The 17,604-nt window shown below is 71.8% G+C and carries 16 protein-coding genes; 6 read left to right on the forward strand and 10 right to left on the reverse strand.

The window, feature by feature from the left end:
* The first annotated feature begins 2 nt into the window (after window positions 1-2).
* On the forward strand, window positions 3-914 hold the full coding sequence (locus ACX9TP_RS08135) for an AraC family transcriptional regulator (protein ID WP_482979158.1): 912 nt from the start codon (window positions 3-5) through the stop codon (window positions 912-914).
* Between the two features lie 117 nt (window positions 915-1,031).
* On the opposite strand, the gene ACX9TP_RS08140 is transcribed toward ACX9TP_RS08135, so the two are convergent.
* The 5 genes from ACX9TP_RS08140 to sitA6 all read right to left on the reverse strand — a co-directional run bounded on the left by ACX9TP_RS08140 (window position 1,032) and on the right by sitA6 (window position 6,044).
* A complete protein-coding gene (locus tag ACX9TP_RS08140; protein ID WP_482979159.1) occupies window positions 1,032-1,970 on the reverse strand; it encodes a hypothetical protein in 939 nt (312 codons plus the stop codon).
* Window positions 1,971-2,102: 132 nt separating this feature from the next.
* Window positions 2,103-3,050, reverse strand: a complete 948-nt coding sequence (gene gluQRS / locus ACX9TP_RS08145) for a tRNA glutamyl-Q(34) synthetase GluQRS (protein ID WP_482979160.1) — start codon at window positions 3,048-3,050, stop codon at window positions 2,103-2,105.
* Between the two features lie 92 nt (window positions 3,051-3,142).
* Window positions 3,143-4,540: a PEGA domain-containing protein gene (locus ACX9TP_RS08150; RefSeq protein WP_482979161.1), complete on the reverse strand. Its 1,398-nt coding sequence runs from the start codon at window positions 4,538-4,540 to the stop codon at window positions 3,143-3,145.
* Between the two features lie 106 nt (window positions 4,541-4,646).
* Window positions 4,647-5,366, reverse strand: coding sequence for a SitI6 family double-CXXCG motif immunity protein (gene sitI6, locus ACX9TP_RS08155; RefSeq protein ID WP_482979162.1), 720 nt, complete (start codon window positions 5,364-5,366; stop codon window positions 4,647-4,649).
* Window positions 5,367-5,372: 6 nt separating this feature from the next.
* Entirely contained in the window at window positions 5,373-6,044 is a 672-nt protein-coding gene (gene sitA6 / locus ACX9TP_RS08160; protein WP_482979163.1) for a SitA6 family polymorphic toxin lipoprotein, read from the reverse strand.
* A gap of 251 nt (window positions 6,045-6,295) precedes the next feature.
* On the opposite strand from sitA6, the gene ACX9TP_RS08165 reads away from it, so the two are divergent.
* Both ACX9TP_RS08165 and ACX9TP_RS08170 read left to right on the forward strand, forming a co-directional pair.
* Window positions 6,296-7,150 carry a metallophosphoesterase family protein gene (locus ACX9TP_RS08165; RefSeq protein ID WP_482979164.1) on the forward strand — a complete coding sequence of 285 codons (855 nt, stop codon included), beginning with the start codon at window positions 6,296-6,298 and terminating at the stop codon, window positions 7,148-7,150.
* Window positions 7,151-7,183: 33 nt separating this feature from the next.
* The gene (locus ACX9TP_RS08170) at window positions 7,184-8,803 is read left to right on the forward strand and encodes an adenylate/guanylate cyclase domain-containing protein (RefSeq protein WP_482979165.1); all 1,620 of its coding nucleotides are present in this window, start codon (window positions 7,184-7,186) and stop codon (window positions 8,801-8,803) included.
* Window positions 8,804-8,831: 28 nt separating this feature from the next.
* On the opposite strand, the gene ACX9TP_RS08175 is transcribed toward ACX9TP_RS08170, so the two are convergent.
* The 3 genes from ACX9TP_RS08175 to rlmN all read right to left on the reverse strand — a co-directional run bounded on the left by ACX9TP_RS08175 (window position 8,832) and on the right by rlmN (window position 11,371).
* Window positions 8,832-9,209, reverse strand: a complete 378-nt coding sequence (locus ACX9TP_RS08175; RefSeq protein ID WP_482979166.1) for a hypothetical protein — start codon at window positions 9,207-9,209, stop codon at window positions 8,832-8,834.
* A gap of 147 nt (window positions 9,210-9,356) precedes the next feature.
* Complete coding sequence (locus ACX9TP_RS08180) at window positions 9,357-10,214, reverse strand: aldo/keto reductase (RefSeq protein ID WP_482979167.1); 858 nt, start codon at window positions 10,212-10,214, stop codon at window positions 9,357-9,359.
* 77 nt (window positions 10,215-10,291) lie between these two features.
* Window positions 10,292-11,371 carry a dual-specificity RNA methyltransferase RlmN gene (rlmN, locus tag ACX9TP_RS08185; RefSeq protein WP_482982133.1) on the reverse strand — a complete coding sequence of 360 codons (1,080 nt, stop codon included), beginning with the start codon at window positions 11,369-11,371 and terminating at the stop codon, window positions 10,292-10,294.
* Window positions 11,372-11,526: 155 nt separating this feature from the next.
* Between rlmN and ACX9TP_RS08190 the strand changes: the two genes are divergently transcribed.
* From ACX9TP_RS08190 to ACX9TP_RS08200, 3 genes are all read left to right on the forward strand, one after another.
* Complete coding sequence (locus ACX9TP_RS08190; RefSeq protein WP_482979168.1) at window positions 11,527-13,014, forward strand: glutamate-cysteine ligase family protein; 1,488 nt, start codon at window positions 11,527-11,529, stop codon at window positions 13,012-13,014.
* A 125-nt stretch (window positions 13,015-13,139) separates the two neighbouring features.
* Window positions 13,140-14,561, forward strand: a complete 1,422-nt coding sequence (locus ACX9TP_RS08195) for a hypothetical protein (protein ID WP_482979169.1) — start codon at window positions 13,140-13,142, stop codon at window positions 14,559-14,561.
* A gap of 200 nt (window positions 14,562-14,761) precedes the next feature.
* Window positions 14,762-15,523, forward strand: a complete 762-nt coding sequence (locus ACX9TP_RS08200; RefSeq protein WP_482979170.1) for a hypothetical protein — start codon at window positions 14,762-14,764, stop codon at window positions 15,521-15,523.
* A gap of 223 nt (window positions 15,524-15,746) precedes the next feature.
* Here ACX9TP_RS08200 and ACX9TP_RS08205 read toward each other — a convergent pair whose 3' ends face one another.
* A complete protein-coding gene (locus tag ACX9TP_RS08205; protein WP_482979171.1) occupies window positions 15,747-16,532 on the reverse strand; it encodes a LytR/AlgR family response regulator transcription factor in 786 nt (261 codons plus the stop codon).
* Window positions 16,529-17,584, reverse strand: a complete 1,056-nt coding sequence (locus ACX9TP_RS08210) for a sensor histidine kinase (RefSeq protein WP_482979172.1) — start codon at window positions 17,582-17,584, stop codon at window positions 16,529-16,531. Before ACX9TP_RS08210 ends, ACX9TP_RS08205 begins: the two co-directional genes overlap by 4 nt.
* Window positions 17,585-17,604: the final 20 nt, after the last annotated feature.

Genomic DNA, 17,604 nt, shown 5'->3' on the forward strand with positions numbered 1-17,604 from the left:
ACATGATCGATCCGCTCGCGGAAGTCGTCACCCTGCTCCAGCCGGGCGCCCCGTTCTCGAAGCTCGTCAGCGGGGCAGGCCGGTGGAGCGTTCGGCGCGCGGAAGCCGGGCGGCCCTTCTACTGCGCGGTCCTCGAGGGGGCGAGCCGCCTCGCGGTCGACGGACGAGAGCCGGTGCGCCTCGAAAAGGGGGACTTCGTCCTGATTCCCTCGGCGTTCGACTTCACGGCGTCGAGCCTCGAGCCGCCGAGAGGGAGGCGCGACACCGCGCACGTCGTGTTGCCCGGCGGCGAAATCAGACACGGCAATCCAGGTGGCCCGCCGGATGTTCGGATGCTGGTGGGGTATTGCGTCTTCGCTTCCCCGGACGCGAGCCTGCTCGTCTCGCTCCTTCCGCGGTTCGTGCACGTTCGCGGCGAGCGGAGGCTCGCCACCCTCGTGGAGCTCGTGAGGGAGGAGTCCCGCGAGCGGCGGCCCGCGCGCGAGGTCATCCTCGCCCGCCTCCTCGAGGTCCTTCTCATCGAAGCCCTCCGCTCCACGGCGGGCACCGCGGCGTCGCCGGGCCTGCTGCGCGGGCTCGCCGACGAGCGCCTTGCCGTCGCGATACGACGGATGCACGAGAGCCCGACCCGGGCGTGGACGGTTGCGCAGCTGGCGAAGGAGGCCGCGCTGTCCCGTTCGTCGTTCTTCGAGCGCTTCAGTCGCGCGGTGGGCGTTGCCCCGATGGAGTACCTGCTCGGCTGGCGCATGGCCCTGGCGAAGGACCTGCTGCGGCGCAAGGAGGTCACCGTCGCCGAGGTCGCGGAGCAGGTCGGCTACAGCTCCGCGAGCACCTTCAGCGTCGCCTTCTCTCGCCACGTCGGACTGCCGCCAACGCATTACGCGCGGGAGCAGGCGGAGCCGCGACACCCGTGACTTCAGCGGTGGCGCGCGGACCCGGCCAGGCGGACGCGGCCGCAGCGGCAGCGGCAGCGCCTGGCGTCGAAGCGGCTGCCGTCGATGTGGATGTCCGTGGATGAGGATGCTCCCTCTCTACGGATGCACTTCGCGGCGCGGGCCCGGCACGACGACTCCTTCCGCCCGCACGCGCTGGCGCCGGCTCACGCCCACCGTGGCGCCCAGCACCGAGGAGACGAGGCCCAGCAGCAGGGCGCCGAAGATGCCCCAGAAGACGCGGCCGGTGGTGTCCGCGGCCTTGAGCGCGCCTTCCTGCACCTGCTGGCCAATCTGGCCCGCCTGCTCCCGCACCTGTCCCTTCTTCTGATTGAACTGCTGCTCGACGCGGGTGGCGACGTCCTCCGCGTCCTGGCGGGACAGCCTCGTGTTGTCCGCGATGGAGGTGACGAGCACCTCCCGGTCCAACTGGCCCGTGCGCAGCGCGGTGTTGAGGACGTCGCCGGTGGCCGCCTGGAGCTGGTCGGCGGTGATGGTGGGCTTTCCCTCCTGGGTCAGCCGCTGGTTGATGGGGCCGAGCGCGTCATTGGCGTCCAGCCCGAAGCTCTTCGCGGCCTCACCGCCCTGCGAGGCGGCGCCCACCACGGCCGAGCCCGCCGCGCCCACCGCCGTCTTGCCGACGTTGAACACCGCGCCCATGAGCGATGAGATGGCCATGCTCATGAGGATGACGCCCGCCAGCGTCGTGAGGCCCCACAGCACGGCGCCGTGCAGCGCGCCGCCGCCCTTGTCCAGCACGCCCGCGGTGCGCGCGGCCACGAAGCCGCCGACGAAGAGCGAGATGAGGGGCGCGATGAGGCTCCAGATGCCGGTGCCGATGCCCGCCGACTTCGCGCTGCTCGGGTCGCTCGGGTCCATCGCGGACAGTCCGAGCGCGAGGCCGAGGGAGTAGAGGAGAATCCAGACGCCGAGCGCGACGAAGGTGCCTCCGAAGATGGCGCTCCAGCTGAGCTTGGAGGGAACTCCCGCGACGGCTGGGACGACGGCGGGTCTTTCGTTCTCCACGATGGCTGCCATGGTTGCCTCTCCTTGCTTCGAGGAGCGCCCGCATGGAGTGGACGCTCGGGTCCGAGGCAAAGATGGGCATGTGACAAGGGGGGGACGATTCCCCGTCGCCCGGATGTCCTGGGGGGAGGGGGGAGTGGAAGCTCAGCGCAGGCCGAGTGCTTCGACGAGCACCGCTTCGCGGGCCACCACGGGCGTGCGAGGCAGCGCTTCGATTCGGAACCTGCTCACCAGCTCCGCCAGCGTCACCGGGGCGCCCTCGCCCAGCCCGCTCCACGCGGCGAGCAGGCCCAGGACGCGCTCGGGAGGAAGGCCCCGCTCGCGCAGCTCTGCCAGGGCGAAGGCGCCCTCGCGCTTGGCGAGCCGCTTGCCGTCTTCCCCGAGCACCAGCGGGACGTGGAGGAAGGACGGCGCGGGGAGGCCGAGCGCCGCGTAGAGCTGGAGCTGCCGGGGCGTGGAGGACAGCAGGTCGTCCCCGCGCAGCACGTGAGAGATGCCGGTGGCCGCGTCGTCCACCACCACCGCGAGCTGGTAGCTGGCCACGCCGTCGTTGCGGCGCACCACGAAGTCGCCCACCACGGCGTCCACGTCCTGCGTGTACGGGCCGAGCAGCGCGTCCTCGAAGCGCACCTCGCCGGGGCGGGCGCGGAAGCGGTACGCGGGCGCGCGGGTGCGTGCGCGCTCGGCGGCCTGGTCGGCGGTGAGGTGCGCGCAGGTGCCGGGGTAGCGGGGGCCTTCCTCGGAGAGGCCATGCGGGGCGCTGGCGGCGCGGGCGATTTCTCCGCGCGTGCAGAAGCACGGGTAGACGAGGCCGTCGCGCTCCAGCTTCGCGAGGGCGTCGCGGTAGACGTCGTCGCGCTGGCTCTGGAAGAGGGGTGTCTCGTCCCAGGTGAGGCCGAGCCACTCCAGGTCGCGCATCAGGTCATCCACGTGCTGGGGCTTGCAGCGCGCGCGGTCCAGGTCCTCGATGCGCAGGAGGAAGCGGCCCCCGGCGGCGCGAGCCTGGAGCCACCCGAGCAGCGCGCTGCGGATGTTGCCCAGGTGCATGCGCCCCGTGGGGCTGGGCGCGAAGCGGCCGCGGAACGGGCTCACGGACGGCCCCGGGGCTTGGGGGCCGGAGCTGGTGCCAGACGGGCTCACGGACGGACCCGGGGCGTGGGGGCCGGAGCTGGTGCCAGACGAGGTCACGGCCGGACCAGGGGCTTGCGGATGGGCTGCAGGGGCTTGCGGTCAGGTGCCGGCGCGGTGGGCTTCGGCGCTTCCGGGGCGGGCTCCACGCTCACGGGGTACGGCACCTGCGAGGGCGGGGGCGCGAAGGCCTCGCCGGGCGCGGGCACCACGGGCAGGGGCTCTGACACGCCGGCCTCCACGCCGCGCGCGGCGAGAGTGGCGACGCCTTCTCGCAGCGGCGCGCTGGCCTCCAGCAACTCCGTGTCGACCGACAGGCGGGCCAGTCGGCGCGGCGTCGTGTCTCCGGGGGCGAGGACGAACGCATCCACCGCGAGGCCCGTCACGGTGCGCGCCACCGTGCCGAGCACCACGAGGTCCGCGCCCGCAGCGCGCCCCAGCGCCGAGGCGGCCTCCAGCGCCGAGGCGTCCAGTCGGTTGCTCGCGAGGGCCAGGGCGAGCGCCGCGTCGGGGCCGGTGCCGGAGGGGCGCACCTGCACCACGGCCTGCTTGTCCGGAGCCACCTCCACCACGCCACCGACGACATCGCCCGAGGGAAGCACCGAGCGCCACAGGTGCGCGCCGGGAGGCACGTCCGTGACACGCAGGGGCGCGGTGCCCAGGGGCCTGCCGTCGAGCGTCACCGCGAGTCCAGAGGGAATGGACTCGAAGCGCACGCCGCCGCGAGGGGCGGACTGCTGCGCGGCGCGCACGCGCTCCACCGTCTTCGCGAAGAGGGGAGAGGTGGCGGCGAGCGGGAGGGGACGGTGGGGTGCGAGGGCGAGCGCCTGGGTGAGGCTGGCGGCGCCGTCCGCGTCACGGCCGGTGGCGTAGCGAACGGCGGCGCGGAGGGCGTATGCGTCCGCCAGCTCGGAGGCCTCCGTGAGCTGCGCGGCCCCGGCGGCGTAGGCCTCCAGCGCGCGAGTCACTGCGACGTCCGCGCGCTTGAAGTCACGGGCGTCCCGTGCGGCGGTGGCCTCCTTCATGGCCTCGCGCGCCACGGAGAGAGGCTCAGCGGTGGGTGCCTGCACGGCGTCGCGTTGCGTGGCAGTGGCTTCCTTCGCGGTCTCACGTGCCACGGCAGGGGTGGCCTTGGTGTCCTGCGCGGTCCCGCGTGCACCGGCCTGAGCCGTGGAGGTGGCCTCTCCCGCCGCGCGCGCCACGGACGCGGGCCCGCCAGGGGGCGCCTCGGGGGCCCGGGGTACCTCGGCAAGCGCGAGGCCCGCCGCGGCATGAACCTCCGCGGCGAGGCGTGCCGTGACACGAGGCCCGGTGCGCGTGGGCACGTCGGCGGAGACGGCCTGGAACGGGAGGACGGCGACCTTCACGGCGCGCGCCTTCCTGGGCGCGCCGGCCTCCGAGACGGCGGGGAGGACACCGAGGATGAGGCTGAGCAGGAGCGCGGTTCGAATCATCGTCGGGGAAGACAATACCCGACGCGGTGGAATCGGACGGAATGCGGTAGTTCAACCTCCGCCTGGCCGCCTCCAGGGCATGAACATCCCCGCCCTGGAGCCGCGGCTACCGCGTCGGCAGTTCGCGGAAGGTGAGGCCGTCCAGTTCCAGGCGGCGTACAGCCTCAACGAACCGTTCGGTGCCGATGACCATCGTGGCGAAGTTCCCCACCCGGAACAGGTCCAGTGCTGGGGGCAGGGATGCCGCGTCCAGGATGGGTTCATCTGGCCGCGTGAGTCCGAACCGCCCACAGGTGGCACACGGTGGCGGCTCATCTGGGGGGATGCAGTCCGGATGCAAGCGGCCGTGCGGCTCAATCTGAAGCTCCAGCATCTCCGGTGGGTTCTTCTGGCGGAATCGCAGCTCCGTGCGACAGCCCAGCAGCCCGCGCACGCCTTCCGCCTGGAGACGTTCCAGCGCGTCTCGGCGCACAAGAAGCACCTCGATTATCCAACTGAAGGACGGAAGCCTTCCGAAGGCAGTTCCCAGCAGCGGCCCGAAGCCTGTACCGGGTGGCAGCACGGCATGGGGGGGCGCCAGGGGACGCACCAGCTCGCGCAGACGTGCGAATTCACGGAAGGGCTCGGGTCTGGCCTTCAGGAACTCGCGCTGCTCGGGCAGTTGCGACAGGTCGACGCACGGGTACTTGTGGCCTGCGCCGCTCCATATGACGCCGCATGTGTCGCACTTCGCGCCGGGTAGCTTCCACGTGTGTGCCCCATGCGCCTCCCCGCCGTACCTGTCCACGACGGCCCTGTCCTCATCCACCCAGAAGAATCGGTTCATGCGCCCTCACGCTCCGGGGCGCGAATGGTAGGGCTGAATGTGCCCTCCGATGAGGTCGAAGCGGTGGATGAGTTCCCCGGCGTGCTTGAAAATCTCCGTTGGGCTCGCGTTGGGCTTCGCTTTCCTGAAGTCTCGCCATGCTTGGTTCCACGGCCCCCCGCGTCCCCCCACGTTGTGAATCCGCTGATGAAGCTCGCGCGGAATGGGCATGGTGTAGCCGTGAATCTTGACGCCCTGGGCTTCGAACCACTCCTTGAGTTCTCGTGCTTGCGGGAAGATGTGGTGCTTCTCCCATTGCCCGGGCGTGAGCTGGCGTGATGGCGGGGTGATTCGGTCGGGGGCCCCGTTCCAGTTGGGGAAGACCATGACGGCGCCCTTGGGCAGGTTCTGCGCCGCGCCCTGGTTTCGCCGAGGCCCCATGCCAGGTGCGGCCGCCGCTGCGGGCGGGCGCGCAGGAGGGAAGCGCGCCAGTTCGACTTCACCGGGCAGGTCCCCGCAGCGGTAGAAGCCGCAGGCCGCCCCCAAGCACAGGAGGCTGACGCATGGGTCGTCGGGAGACTCGTCGCACCCCACCTCCGCCTCATCCCAGGCCTGCTGCATGGGCGCGCGCGGGACGGTGGAACAGCCCAACGGGGGCGCGGCGAGCAATACGAACCACAAAACGTGAACGACGCGCATGGTCCGCAAATCATAGCCCCCCGGCCTGTTCCCATGAGCGGCACTTCGAGACGGCCACCGCACCGCCTCCAATCAGCCCTCAATGGCTCATCTGCGAGCCCAAGACGAGCGCGTCGAGCGACAAGACAAAGCCGCACGCGTCTGCGGAAGGGGGGATATCTCAGCGCGCCTCCGGGTTGTTCTTCCCTGGAGGCCGGAACCGGAGAGAATGCCGCCCTCCGGCCGGCCGTTCCCCAGGCGGGATACCCCCAATGCGCTTCGTCCACTGCTCCGACGTCCACATCACCGAGGACTACACCACGCTCCCCCTGCTCCGGCTCGGCTGGCGGCGCTGGTTCGCCCTGGTCGAGCTCACCCTGGGAGGCCGCGCGAAGCGCTACGTCCGCGCCCCCCAGGTCCTCTCCGCCATCGTCCGTGACGCCGAGGCCCACGCCGTGGACCACGTCATCCTCTCCGGCGACCTCACCGCCTACGCGCTCGACGGCGAGTTCGCCGGAGCCCGCAGGGCCCTGGGCCCGCTGGCCGAGGACCCCCGCCGCTTCACCGTCGTCCCCGGCAATCACGATGTCTTCACCCCGGGCAGCATCCGCGCCGACCGCTTCGGCCGGCACTTCGGCCAGCTGCTGCACAGCGACCTTCCCGAGTACCAGCGCGAGGGCCCCTATCCCTTCGTCCGGCTCGTCGGAGCCGACGCCGCCGTCGTGGGCCTGCTCTCCACCCGCCGCGCCCCCCTGCCTGCCTTCCCCTATGGCGAAATCGGCGAGGCCCAGCTCGGAGGCCTGGCTGCCCTGCTGAAGGACGCCCGCCTGGACGGCCGCGCCGTGCTCGTCGTCGTCCACCACGCGCCCCGCAACCGGAAGGGCCGCGCGGACCGGTGGAACCACGGCCTGCGGGACGCGGACGCCCTGCTGCGCCTGCTCCCCGGCCCGCGCTTCGCCGTCCTCCACGGCCACATCCACGAGCGCTACCACCACCCGGCCACCGCCGACCGGCCCCACCTCTTCGGTGCCGGCTCCTCCACCGAGGCCGGCCACGAGGGGTACTGGGTCATCGAAGTCGAAGGCGGAAGAGTCGTGGGGGGACAGCCGCACGCTCCCGCCCTGTGACAGCACGGCCAAGCGGCGGTAGAAACCCTTTCCATGCCGAACGCGCCGCAGCCTTCGCCCAGCGATTTCACCCTCGAAGAATACAAGGCCCTGCGCACCCTCCAGCGCGCCGTGGATGACCTCCTCGAGGAGAGCCTCCGCGAGCGGGAGACGCTCGCCTGGTCGTTCCGGCGCTGCTTCCCGTCCGTCCTCAAGCTCACCGGCGCGCGGGCCGTGGCCATCACCACCCGCGACGAGGAATTGGTGGAGCAGACCTGGAGCGAGGGCGACTGGGGAGACCGCTTCCCCGGCTCGCTCCTGGAGGGCCCGTCCGGCGCGAGGCGCGTGGAGGGCGATACGCTCGTCACCCAGGCGCTGGACGTGGCCGGCACCCGCGTGGGCACCTTCGGCATGCTCTTCCCCGGGGACCTCACCGCCCCGGAGGCCGCGGCGCGCGCGCTGCGCGTGCTGGACACCGTCGCCGAGCAGCTCGACACCGTGCTGTGCCTCGTGCACACCGCGTCGGAGAAGCACCAGCTCATCCTCCAGTGCAACGCGCACCTGGCCAACCCCGTCTTCGAGGCGGGCATGGACCAGGCGGTGCTGACGCTGGCGCAGCGCGTGCGGCTGCCGGGCTTCCTCCTGCTGTACCGCGACGCCGTGCAGCCCCACGTGCTGCACTACCGCACCTACCGCAACGGCTACCTGGAGTTCGAGAGCGGCGAGCAGCCCAGCCCGGTGCTGGAGAAGGCCATCCGCCAGCACGGCCCGCGGCTGCTCGCGAGCGAGGAGGCCGCGCTGCGCCAGCTCTTCGGCGGCCGCACCACCGAGGCGGTGCTCATCTCCGGCGCGGCCTCCAGCGAGCCGCTGGGAAAAATCGTCATCTGGAGCGACGCGGGCTTCTCCGCGTACTCCATGGACCTCATCCGCGTGCTGGCCTCCACGCTCAGCCAGCGCCTGCTGGACTACAACCGCGAGCGCATCCACCTGTCGCAGTTCTTCCCCACCGCCGTCATCGACGCGCTGCTGCAGGACCCGAACTACGCCCAGCACCTGCGCGCGCAGGACCAGGAAGTCGGCATCCTCTTCGCGGACATCAACGGCTTCACCCGCATCTGCGAGCACGGCTTCGACAGCCCGCGCAACATCGGCCGCTTCGTGGACGAGTGGAGCGAGCGCGCCGTGGGCTGCATCTGGGAGCACGGCGGCGTGTTCGACAAGATGGTCGGCGACTGCGTCATCGGCCTCTTCGGCCCGCCCTTCTTCAAGTCCTCGCGGCTGGAGCGCGCGCAGGCCGCGGTGAGGGCCGCGTGCGACATCCAGGCCTTCACCGCGTCACTCGGCGCGCGCGAGGAAGTCGCGGCGCTGTGCCAGCGGGTGAAGCTGCCCGGGCTGGGCGTGGCGGTGGGCGTCAACCTGGCCAACGCCAACTGCGGCCTGTTCGGCCCCAACCGGCAGTACACGGCCTTCTCCAGCGGGATGAACCAGGCGGCGCGCCTGCAGTCCCTGGCGGGCTTCCGCGAGACGCTGGTGATGGCGAGCGTGCGCGACGTACTGGCCACGTCGCGCGAGCCCTTCTTCCAGGGGCTGCGCTTCGGTCCGCTGTCGGAGACGCCGGTGAAGAACGTGGCGCAGCCCTTGCGCCACTACCAGCTGGAGTCGCTCAAGCCGTGAGCTCGACGGCCCGGGCGCCTGAAGTCGCTCAAGCCTTGAGGTGCGGGGCCGCGTAGCGCCGGGAGAAGTGGATCCACCGGCGCTCGTCCACCTCCACCTGCCACTCGGAGTTGGGCGTCAGCGGCATGCGCTGCTTGAGGAAGCCCTCCAGGTGGTCCGCGGCCTTCACGGGGGTGAGGCCCGGCGCGCGGAAGGCGACGTGCAGGTAGACGTCCAGCGTGGCGCCCACGTCCACCGAGGCGCAGACGCGCAGGGTGCCGACGCGGCGCTGATAGACGGCGTTCTGACCGGGCCATGCGGCCGGGTCCATCTGCGCCACCGAGAGCCAGTTGGACGGCTCGAGGACGAAGTCGAGCAAGTCGCTGCTCGCTTCATCCAGCGTTGCGTGCTCCTGGATGGAAAGCATCGCCCACCTCCCCGATGAAACCGATGGAAAGAATGTGCCCACGTCCATGTCGCGTGCAAGGGCCCCCCTCCGGTTTCACCCAACGTGTCCGTCACCGACAGGACGCACACACGTGGGTGTGGGGCGGGGGCCGCACCTTCGAGTGAGTCAGGCGCGCTCCAGCGCGCGCAGCTCGTCCGCGGTGAGCTTGACCTGTGCGGCGGCGACGTTCTCCTCCAGGTGCTTGACGGAGGAGGTGCCGGGAATCGGGAGCATGACGGGCGAGCGGTGCAGCAGCCATGCGAGCGCGAGCTGCCCGGGCGTCACGCCATGGCGTTGCGCCGCCTGCACCAGCGGGCTGGTGCTCCCCGTCAGCGCGTTGGCCGCGAGCGGGAAGTAGGGGAGGAAGCCCAGTCCCTCGCGCTCGCACTCCGCCAGCACGTCGTCGCTCTGCCGGTCCGTGAGGTTGTAGCGGTTCTGCACGGAGACGATGGGGACGATGCGCCGCGCCGCGCGCAGCTGCTCCACGGACACGTTGGACAGCGCGACGTGGCGGATCTTCCCCTGCTCGCGCAGGCGCGCGAGGGTGCCCACGGATTCCTCCAGCGGCACGCGCGGGTCCACCGCGTGGAGCTGGTACACGTCGATGCGCTCCACGCGCAGGCGCTTCAAGCTGCCCTCCAGCGCCTGGGTGAGGTGCGCGGGGCTGCAGTTGCGTCTCCAGTCGCCGGGGCCGGGGCGCACGAGTCCGCCCTTGGTGGCGATGACGACGCCGGCGGGGTACGGGTGGAGCGTCTCACCGATGAGGCGCTCGGACACGTCGGGGCCGTACGAGTCCGCCGTGTCGATGAGCTGCACGCCCAGCTCCACGGCGCGGCGCAGCACGGCCTTCGCCTCGGTGGGGTTCTTCGGCTCGCCCCAGATGCCCTCGCCGGTGATGCGCATGGCGCCGTAGCCCATGCGGTTGACGGTGAGGTCGCCCAGCTTGAAGGTGCCGGCGGCGGCTGCGGTGGGAGTCGGGGACATGCACAATCCTCAGGGTCGGGAAGGTCGCGCACGTTAACGGACGCCGGTGACACCCGCCCGTCGTTCCCACCCTGCCCTCAAGGGCTGGTCGGAAGTGAACGGCGCGAGCGTCGCTCCACGGTGGACTTGAGCTGGCCGCAGCCCGCGTCGATGTCGATGCCCCGACGCTGACGCACCGTGCTGGGCACCGCGTAGGACGTCAGCACGTCCTGGAAGGCGCGCACGGACTCCGGGCGGCTGGGGCCGCCGTCGTAGCCCACGGTGGGGTTGAGGGGGATGACGTTGACGTGCGCGTCCATGCCGTGCAGCAGCTTCCCCAGCGTGTGCGCGTGCTCGGCCGTGTCGTTGCGGCCGGAGATGAGCGTCCACTCGAAGAAGATGCGGCGCTTGCGCTTCTCGCTGTAGTAGCGGCACGCGTCCATCAGCTCGTCCAGGGGCCAGCGGCGGCCGGCGGGCACCAGCGCGGCGCGCTCGGCGTCGGTGGCGCCGTGGAGGCTGACGGCGAGGTGCACGGGGCGCTCCTCGTCCGCGAGCCGGCGGATGCCGGGCACCACGCCCACGGTGCTCAGGGTGATGAAGCGCGGCCCCATGGCCAGCCCGAGCGCGTCCACCAGCACGTCCACCGCGGCCATCGTCCCGTCGTAGTTGTGCAGGGGCTCGCCCATGCCCATGAGGACGACGTTGCGCAGCGACTCGTTGGACTCGCGGAGGATGCGATTGACATGCAGCACCTGGCCCACGATTTCGCCGGGCGTCAGGTGGCGCGACAGCCCCATCTGCCCCGTGGCGCAGAAGACGCACCCCATGGCGCAGCCGGCCTGCGTGCTGATGCACACGGTGGCGCGGCCCTTGAAGCGCATGAGCACCGTCTCAATCGTCTGCCCGTCGTCGAGCTTGAGCAGCAGCTTGTGGGTGTGGCCGTCGCTGCTGAACGTCTCGGTGTGCGTGGCGAGGTGGCCCAGCCGGGTCCGCTCGCGCAGGGCGGCCTGGAGGTCCGGGCGCAGCCCCTCCACTTCGTCCAGCGAGCGCACCTGCTTGCGGTACAGCGCGGTCCACAGCAGGTCGCGGTGGTAGGGGCCAAAGCCCCAGCCGGAGAGCAGCTCCCCCAGCGCGGGGCGCGTGAAGTCGTACAGGTTGGCGGGCGTGTCGGACGGCATGGCCATGGACGGAGATAACACACCCGGCGGGCGGGCATCTGCCGGCCGCGCGCCGGGGAGTCGAGCCGGCCCGGGCCTCGGGGCCCGGAGCGGGCGGGCTGGCGAGCCCACCGTCCTCGTGCCGGGGAATGAAGTCGTGCCCACCTTGAACCCATATGGGTCTGGCCATCCAGCAGGAGGAGTTCCGCCCGGAGGACCATGAGCGCTTCTCGCGGCGGCTGAAGGAGAGCCTGGAGGCGCTGCGCGCGCTCTTGGCGCGTCCGGGCTTCGGGGTGGGGCCGAGCACCATCGGCGCGGAGCTGGAGTTGTTCCTCGTGGACGCGGCGGGCTTCCCGCTGCCCATCAACCGTCAGGTGCTGGCGCAGACGGTGGACCCGCGGGTGACGCTGGAGATGGACCGCTTCAACCTGGAGGTCAACCTGCGCCCGGGGCCGCTGGCCGGGCGGCCCTTCGCCGCGCTGAAGGCGGAGTTCGAGGACACGCTGCGCGAGGTGCGGCGCGCGGCGGCCACGCAGGGCGCGCGGGTGGCCATCATCGGCATCCTCCCCACGCTGCGCGAGGCGGACCTGGGCAGCGGCGCGATGACGGGGCAGGCCCGCTACCGCGCGCTGTCCGCGGCCATCCGCAACAGGCGCGCCGCGCCCTTCCACGTGTCCATCCGCGGCGAGGACACGCTGGCGCTCACCTGGGACGACGTGACGCTGGAGGGCGCCAACACGTCGCTCCAGTACCACCTGCGGGTGGCTCCGGCGGACTTCGCGCGGGCCTACAACGCCGCGCAGCTGGCGACGGCGCCGGTGCTGGCGGTGTCCGGCAACTCGCCGCTCTTGCTCGGGCACCGGCTGTGGGACGAGACGCGGGTGGCGCTGTTCCGGCAGGCGGTGGACGACCGCGGCGAGCCGGGCGAGGGCGGCTTCCATCCGCACGCGCGCGTGTCCTTCGGGCACGGCTGGGTCCGCGAGGGGGCCCACGAGCTGTTCGCGGAAGCGGTGGCCCTGCACCCGCCGCTGTTGCCCGTGCTGGGGCGCGAGTCGCCGCTGGAGCGCGTGCGGGCCGGCGGGCTGCCGGGGCTGGACGAGCTGCGGCTGCACCAGAGCACGGTGTGGACGTGGAACCGCGCCATCTATGACCCCAAGGACTCCGGCCACCTGCGCATCGAGCTGCGCGCCCTGCCGGCCGGCCCCACGGTGGTGGACATGGTGGCCAACGGCGCCTTCCTCCTGGGCCTGACGCTGGCGCTGGCGGAGCAGGTGGACGCGCTGCTGCCCGCGCTGCCCTTCGTGCACGCGTACGGCAACTTCATCCGGGCGGCGCGCCAGGGGCTGGACGCGGAGCTGCTCTGGCCCGCGGACGCGGCGCCCAGCCCCAGGCCGGTGTCGGTGGTGGAGCTGGTACCCCGGCTGCTGCCGCTGGCGCACCGGGGGCTGGTGAAGGCCGGCGTGGACGCGGCCGAGGCGGACGCCATGCTGGGCATCATCGAGCGGCGCGTGGCGCTCGGGCGCACGGGCGCGCGCTGGCAGCGGCGGGAGCTGGCGCGGCTGGAGGCGCGGATGCCCCGCCCGGACGCGCTGGCGGCGATGCTGGAGCGCTACCTGCTCCACGCCGACTCGGGCGAGCCCCTGCATACCTGGCCGGTGGAGTAGGCCCGGCCCTCCGTTCCGGGGGCGGATTGCAGGAGGGTGCGCCGGCCGGTGAATATCCGCCTGCCTGCCACGTCAGCGGGCTGGCGGGACTCCCGCGCAGCCTTCCGCTCACCTCCCGGCCGCTCATGGTCCGACTCCTCCGACTGCTGCCCTTCCTGTTGCTGTGCGCCTGCACCTCCCTGCGCGGCCGCGCGGATGACCTCGCCCGCAAGGGGCAGTTCGTCGAGGCCGCCGCCATCTACGACGACCTCGTCAGCAAGACGCCCCACGACACGGAGCTCATCTCCGCCCGCGACGACTTGCGCAGGAAGGCGCTGGAGCAGCTGTTGGGCAATGCCCGGCGCTACCGGCTGGAGGGCCGCGACGAGGACGCGGAAGCAGACCTCCTGAGCTTCCTCGACCACCGCGCCCGGTGGAAGTCGCACCTCAACGGCGCGCTGGAGAGCTCGCTGCTGGAGGAGATGGGCGGGACGCACCAGCACCTGCGCACGCTCATCGGCGCCCCCGCCCAGAAGGGCGAGGCGCTGACGGCCGAGGCGTCGCTGATTCGCAAGCGACCGCTGCTGGCCCACCGGGAGATGGTCGTCATCCAGCGGGAGATGGAGAACGCGGTGCTCCAGAGCGGCAAGGACGCCTGCCAGCGGCTTCGCACCGTCAGCAGCGAGGACACTCCGCACTGGAAGGAGCTGGTGTTCCGCTACTGCTCCCACTGGCGCGAGTACGCGCCCCAGCCGCCCGCCGCGCCGGAGCTGTTCGGCCCCGCCTCCTTCGAGGGCGACATCTCCGGCCTGGACGAGGCCCAGGTGAACCGCCTGCGCGAGCGCCTGACGCGCGCCTTCGAGGCCTCACCCTGGTTCTCCCCCAACGCCACGCCCCGGACGGACTTCACGCTGGCCGGACGCTTCTCCACCTCGCGCGACAGCCAGAAGGTGGAGCTCACCGCGCCGTACTACGAGAAGGTGCCGTACACGGACCACGAGGACCGCACGGAGACAATTGAAGAGCCCTACACGGAGGAGGAGGAGTACACGGACGACAAGGGCGAGAAGAAGAAGCGCACCGTCACCAAGACGCGCAAGTACACCCGCACCTTCACCGTGGAAGTCACGAAGTTCCGCGACGTGGCGAGGACCTTCGAGTACCACGCGCTGCGCCTGTCCGTGGACCACCGCGTGGCCCTGTCCTCCTCCGGCGTGCTCGACGCGCGGCGCGGCCCCCTCACCGCCGTGCTCCAGGACCAGTTCTCCGAGTCCGGCTACGAGCACGACGTCTCCTTCTCCGACGCCAACGTGTCCCCCCAGCACGTGTCCTTCACGCCCCCTCACGCCTGGCTGGAGCAGCGCATGGCGCAGCTGGAGGGCGTCTTCTCCCGGGAGCTCGTGGAGCACTGGCGCGAGTCCTACTGCGCCCCGCCCACGCTCACATTGGACGACGCCGCCCGCTGTGCACGTGCCGGTGCCACGCTCCCCACCCCCGCTTACCGTGTTCTCTCTGAAGTCCTGGGTGAGGATGCGGCGCGGGTGCCACAACTCTACGCGTCACACTGACAAATCGACGTCTGGGCGACGACGCTCCGGTGTCATTCAGGACTGTGTGGATTGTTGAGGAAATCTGACGTGAAATACCCGCGAGTTCGGGCCTGACGCGGTGTCAAGCCCGCCCTCTCGTAGGACATTTCCAACCAGAGGACCGTATGCATCCAACCGAAGTCCGAAGTCGTCTCTCCCGGAAGACCGTCGCGCTGTGGATGGCCTCTTCCCTGGCGCTCGCCGGGTGCGGCGAGGCGGGCGGCGCGGAGGCCTCCGGCGGCGCCGAGCCGTACGCGACGCAGTCGCAGCGCCTGGACGAGAGCGGTGACGAGGGTGCCACCAGCGACCGTCGCATCATCGTCTACCAGACGCCGTCGCTGCAGCTGTACGCGGTGGACAAGAAGGGCCGCACCTGGCTGCTCGCGGAGCGCAGTGGCGCGCCGGTGCCGTCGCCGGATGGCCGCCAGGTGGCGTACTCGAAGCTGCCGGACTCGTGGGATGCGGGCGACCCGGTGACGAGCGCGGAGTTGCACGTGTATGACACGCGCTCGGGACAGGGCGTGCGGGTGACGCGCGGCAATGACGACACCGAGCCGGTCTGGACGCCGGACGGCCGCAACCTGCTGTTCCAGTCCACGAAGCGCTCGGGGATGGCGTCGCTCTGGAAGGTGAAGGAGACCGGCGTCGACCTGGAGCAGGTGACGAACGAGGACTGCACCGGGAGCAGCTCCGATTACGTCCCCAACCCGCTCTCGAGCACCACGGTGGAGTGGGACGCGGACCGTCGCATCATCGTCTACAGCACCACCAGCCTGACCAATGGCGACGTGCGCGTCATCCGCTTCGACCGCTCGCTCAACGTGGTGGAGGCCTACAGCCTGGGCGAGGGCTACGCGCCGAAGTGGACCGACCACGGCACCGTCGTCTTCTCGCGCGACGTGGATGGCCAGGTCGTCACCATCGAAGTCAGCGTGGACTGAGTGGAAGCAGCGCGGGGCCGCGACGCGGCAGCCCGCGTGCAGTGACGTGAAGCAGGGCAGCGAAGCAGCAGGATGAAGAGCAGTGGCCGCAGGCGGGCCGGCGCGGAAGCAGCGGAGCGCAGGCGCCCGTGGGGAGGGGCAACGGAGGCCCTCCCTCGCCGCGGCCGGGCTTCATCTCCCGTCGTGAGGCACGTGCGACGCCGGGCGCCCGGAAGGTCCGGGCTCAGCCCTCGTCTTCGGCGCCCCGGCGGAGGCCGAGCATGCGCCGCAGCTCGCGCGCGGACTGGCGGCTCACCTCCACCGCGTGGCCCCGGACGGTGCGCGCCAGGTAGCCGCCCGTGTCCAGCGGCTCCAGCCGGGTGACGTGGGACAGGTTCAGGAGCGCGCGCCGGTGGACGCGGTGGAAGCGCTCCGCGGGCAGCTTCTCCGCCAGCTCGTTGAGGGTGAAGTCGGTGAGGAAGTCGCCCTGGCCGGTGAACACCGTCACCAGCTCGTCCTCCAGCGCCGCGTGCGAAATCGTCTCCGGGTCCACCAGGACGATGCCCTGCCGCGTGGGGATGGGCAGCCGCCCCAGTCCGCGCGAGGCCGGAGCCGCCGCTCCCTTCTCCGTGCCGGCGGGGGCCGGACTCTCGCGCGCGGGCTCCTCCAGCCGGGCGCGCGCGCGCTCCAGCGCCTTCTGCAGGCGCGCGGGCTCCACGGGCTTGAGGACGTAGTCCACGGCGCCGTGGTTGAAGGCCTCCACGGCGTGCTCGGCGTGGGCGGTGCAGAGGATGACGCGGGGGCGCCCCTCCGGCATCAGGGCCAGCGCGTCCAGGCCGCTGAGGCCGGGCATGTGGATGTCCAGCAGCACCACGTCCACGCCCCCGGCGCGCACGGCGGTGAGGACGGCCTCTCCGTCCGCGGCCTCGCCGCACAGCTCCACATCCGGGAAGGCGGCCAGCAGGCGCGACAGGCGCTTGCGGGCGAGCAGCTCGTCATCGGCGACGAGGACACGCAGACTCTGACTCACGTGACGACTCCAGGCAGGGGGCCCGAGCGGGGCAGGATGACGGTGACGCGGGTGCGCGCTTGCGCGCTCTCCAGCGTGAGGCGGGCCCTGCCGCCATAGGCCAGGGCCAGGCGGCGCTCCACGGTGGGCAGGCCGGCGCTGCCCTCGCGCGGGCCCTTGGAGGCGCCGGGGTTCTCAATCGCCACCTCCACCTCGTCGCCGCGCACGGCGATGTCCAGCGACAGGCGGCCCCGGTGGCCGGCGGCGGGGCCGTGCTTCACGGCGTTCTCCGCCAGCGGCAGCAGCACCAGTGGCGGGACGGGCAGGTCCCCCACACCGGAAGGAACGTTCATTCCGAGCTGGAAGAGGTCCGGGTCTCTCAGCAGGTGCAGCTCGAAGAGGGTGCGGACGAGCTCCAGCTCCTGGGACAGGGGCCAGGTGGCGCTGCGCACGCCGGCGAGCACCGAGCGGAGCATGGTGGACAGCCGCAGCACGGCGGCCTCGGCGACGGCGCCGTCCTCGCGGCACCACTCGGCGATGGCGTTCAGGGTGTTGAAGAGGAAGTGCGGGTCCAGGTGGCTGCGCAGCGCGAGCAACTGCGCCTGCTCCGCCTCCAGGGCGAAGCGCGCGGCGCGGGCCCGCTCCCGCACCAGGCTCTCCTCGAAGCCGATGTCCCGCCCCAGGCCCCAGCCCCCCACGAGGAAGAGGGCGCCGCACACCGCGAGGTTGAGGCGCTGGGTGAGGAAGGTGGGCCCCATGCCGAGCAGCTTCGGCAGCACGAAGCCGGAGGTGAGCACCACGCCGACACCCACGGTGCAGTACAGCAGCAGGCGGATGCCGCCGTGGCTCAGGTCCAGCCCCTCCGGGAAGAGGAAGCGGTAGGAGACGGGCGCCACGGCCACGAACAGCAGGCACATCAGCACGCCCAGGTACACGGCCAGCGGCTCGTGGCTGAAGCGCCCCTGGGCGGCCACGAGCGGCGCGGCCACCAGGAGGATGGGCAACAGCCTCCGGGGCTCCACGAGGGCCCGCCACGTGGCACGGACGATGGATGCTTCCGACTTCTCCGACATGCGCCAGCGGGAGCCTACCC

Source organism: Pyxidicoccus sp. M15, from assembly GCF_056858435.1.

What these genes read in the sequence shown, in the direction of transcription:
- ACX9TP_RS08165 (WP_482979164.1), top strand. Translation starts at nt 6,296, where the DNA reads ATGCGCTTCGTCCACTGCTCCGACGTCCACATCACCGAGGACTACACC.
- sitI6 (WP_482979162.1), bottom strand. Translation starts at nt 5,366, where the DNA reads ATGAACCGATTCTTCTGGGTGGATGAGGACAGGGCCGTCGTGGACAGG.
- ACX9TP_RS08200 (WP_482979170.1), top strand. Translation starts at nt 14,762, where the DNA reads ATGGCCTCTTCCCTGGCGCTCGCCGGGTGCGGCGAGGCGGGCGGCGCG.
- ACX9TP_RS08135 (WP_482979158.1), top strand. Translation starts at nt 3, where the DNA reads ATGATCGATCCGCTCGCGGAAGTCGTCACCCTGCTCCAGCCGGGCGCC.
- ACX9TP_RS08195 (WP_482979169.1), top strand. Translation starts at nt 13,140, where the DNA reads ATGGTCCGACTCCTCCGACTGCTGCCCTTCCTGTTGCTGTGCGCCTGC.
- ACX9TP_RS08175 (WP_482979166.1), bottom strand. Translation starts at nt 9,209, where the DNA reads ATGCTTTCCATCCAGGAGCACGCAACGCTGGATGAAGCGAGCAGCGAC.
- ACX9TP_RS08170 (WP_482979165.1), top strand. Translation starts at nt 7,184, where the DNA reads ATGCCGAACGCGCCGCAGCCTTCGCCCAGCGATTTCACCCTCGAAGAA.
- ACX9TP_RS08180 (WP_482979167.1), bottom strand. Translation starts at nt 10,214, where the DNA reads ATGTCCCCGACTCCCACCGCAGCCGCCGCCGGCACCTTCAAGCTGGGC.
- sitA6 (WP_482979163.1), bottom strand. Translation starts at nt 6,044, where the DNA reads ATGCGCGTCGTTCACGTTTTGTGGTTCGTATTGCTCGCCGCGCCCCCG.
- ACX9TP_RS08210 (WP_482979172.1), bottom strand. Translation starts at nt 17,584, where the DNA reads ATGTCGGAGAAGTCGGAAGCATCCATCGTCCGTGCCACGTGGCGGGCC.
- ACX9TP_RS08150 (WP_482979161.1), bottom strand. Translation starts at nt 4,540, where the DNA reads ATGATTCGAACCGCGCTCCTGCTCAGCCTCATCCTCGGTGTCCTCCCC.
- rlmN (WP_482982133.1), bottom strand. Translation starts at nt 11,371, where the DNA reads ATGCCGTCCGACACGCCCGCCAACCTGTACGACTTCACGCGCCCCGCG.
- ACX9TP_RS08190 (WP_482979168.1), top strand. Translation starts at nt 11,527, where the DNA reads ATGGGTCTGGCCATCCAGCAGGAGGAGTTCCGCCCGGAGGACCATGAG.
- ACX9TP_RS08140 (WP_482979159.1), bottom strand. Translation starts at nt 1,970, where the DNA reads ATGGCAGCCATCGTGGAGAACGAAAGACCCGCCGTCGTCCCAGCCGTC.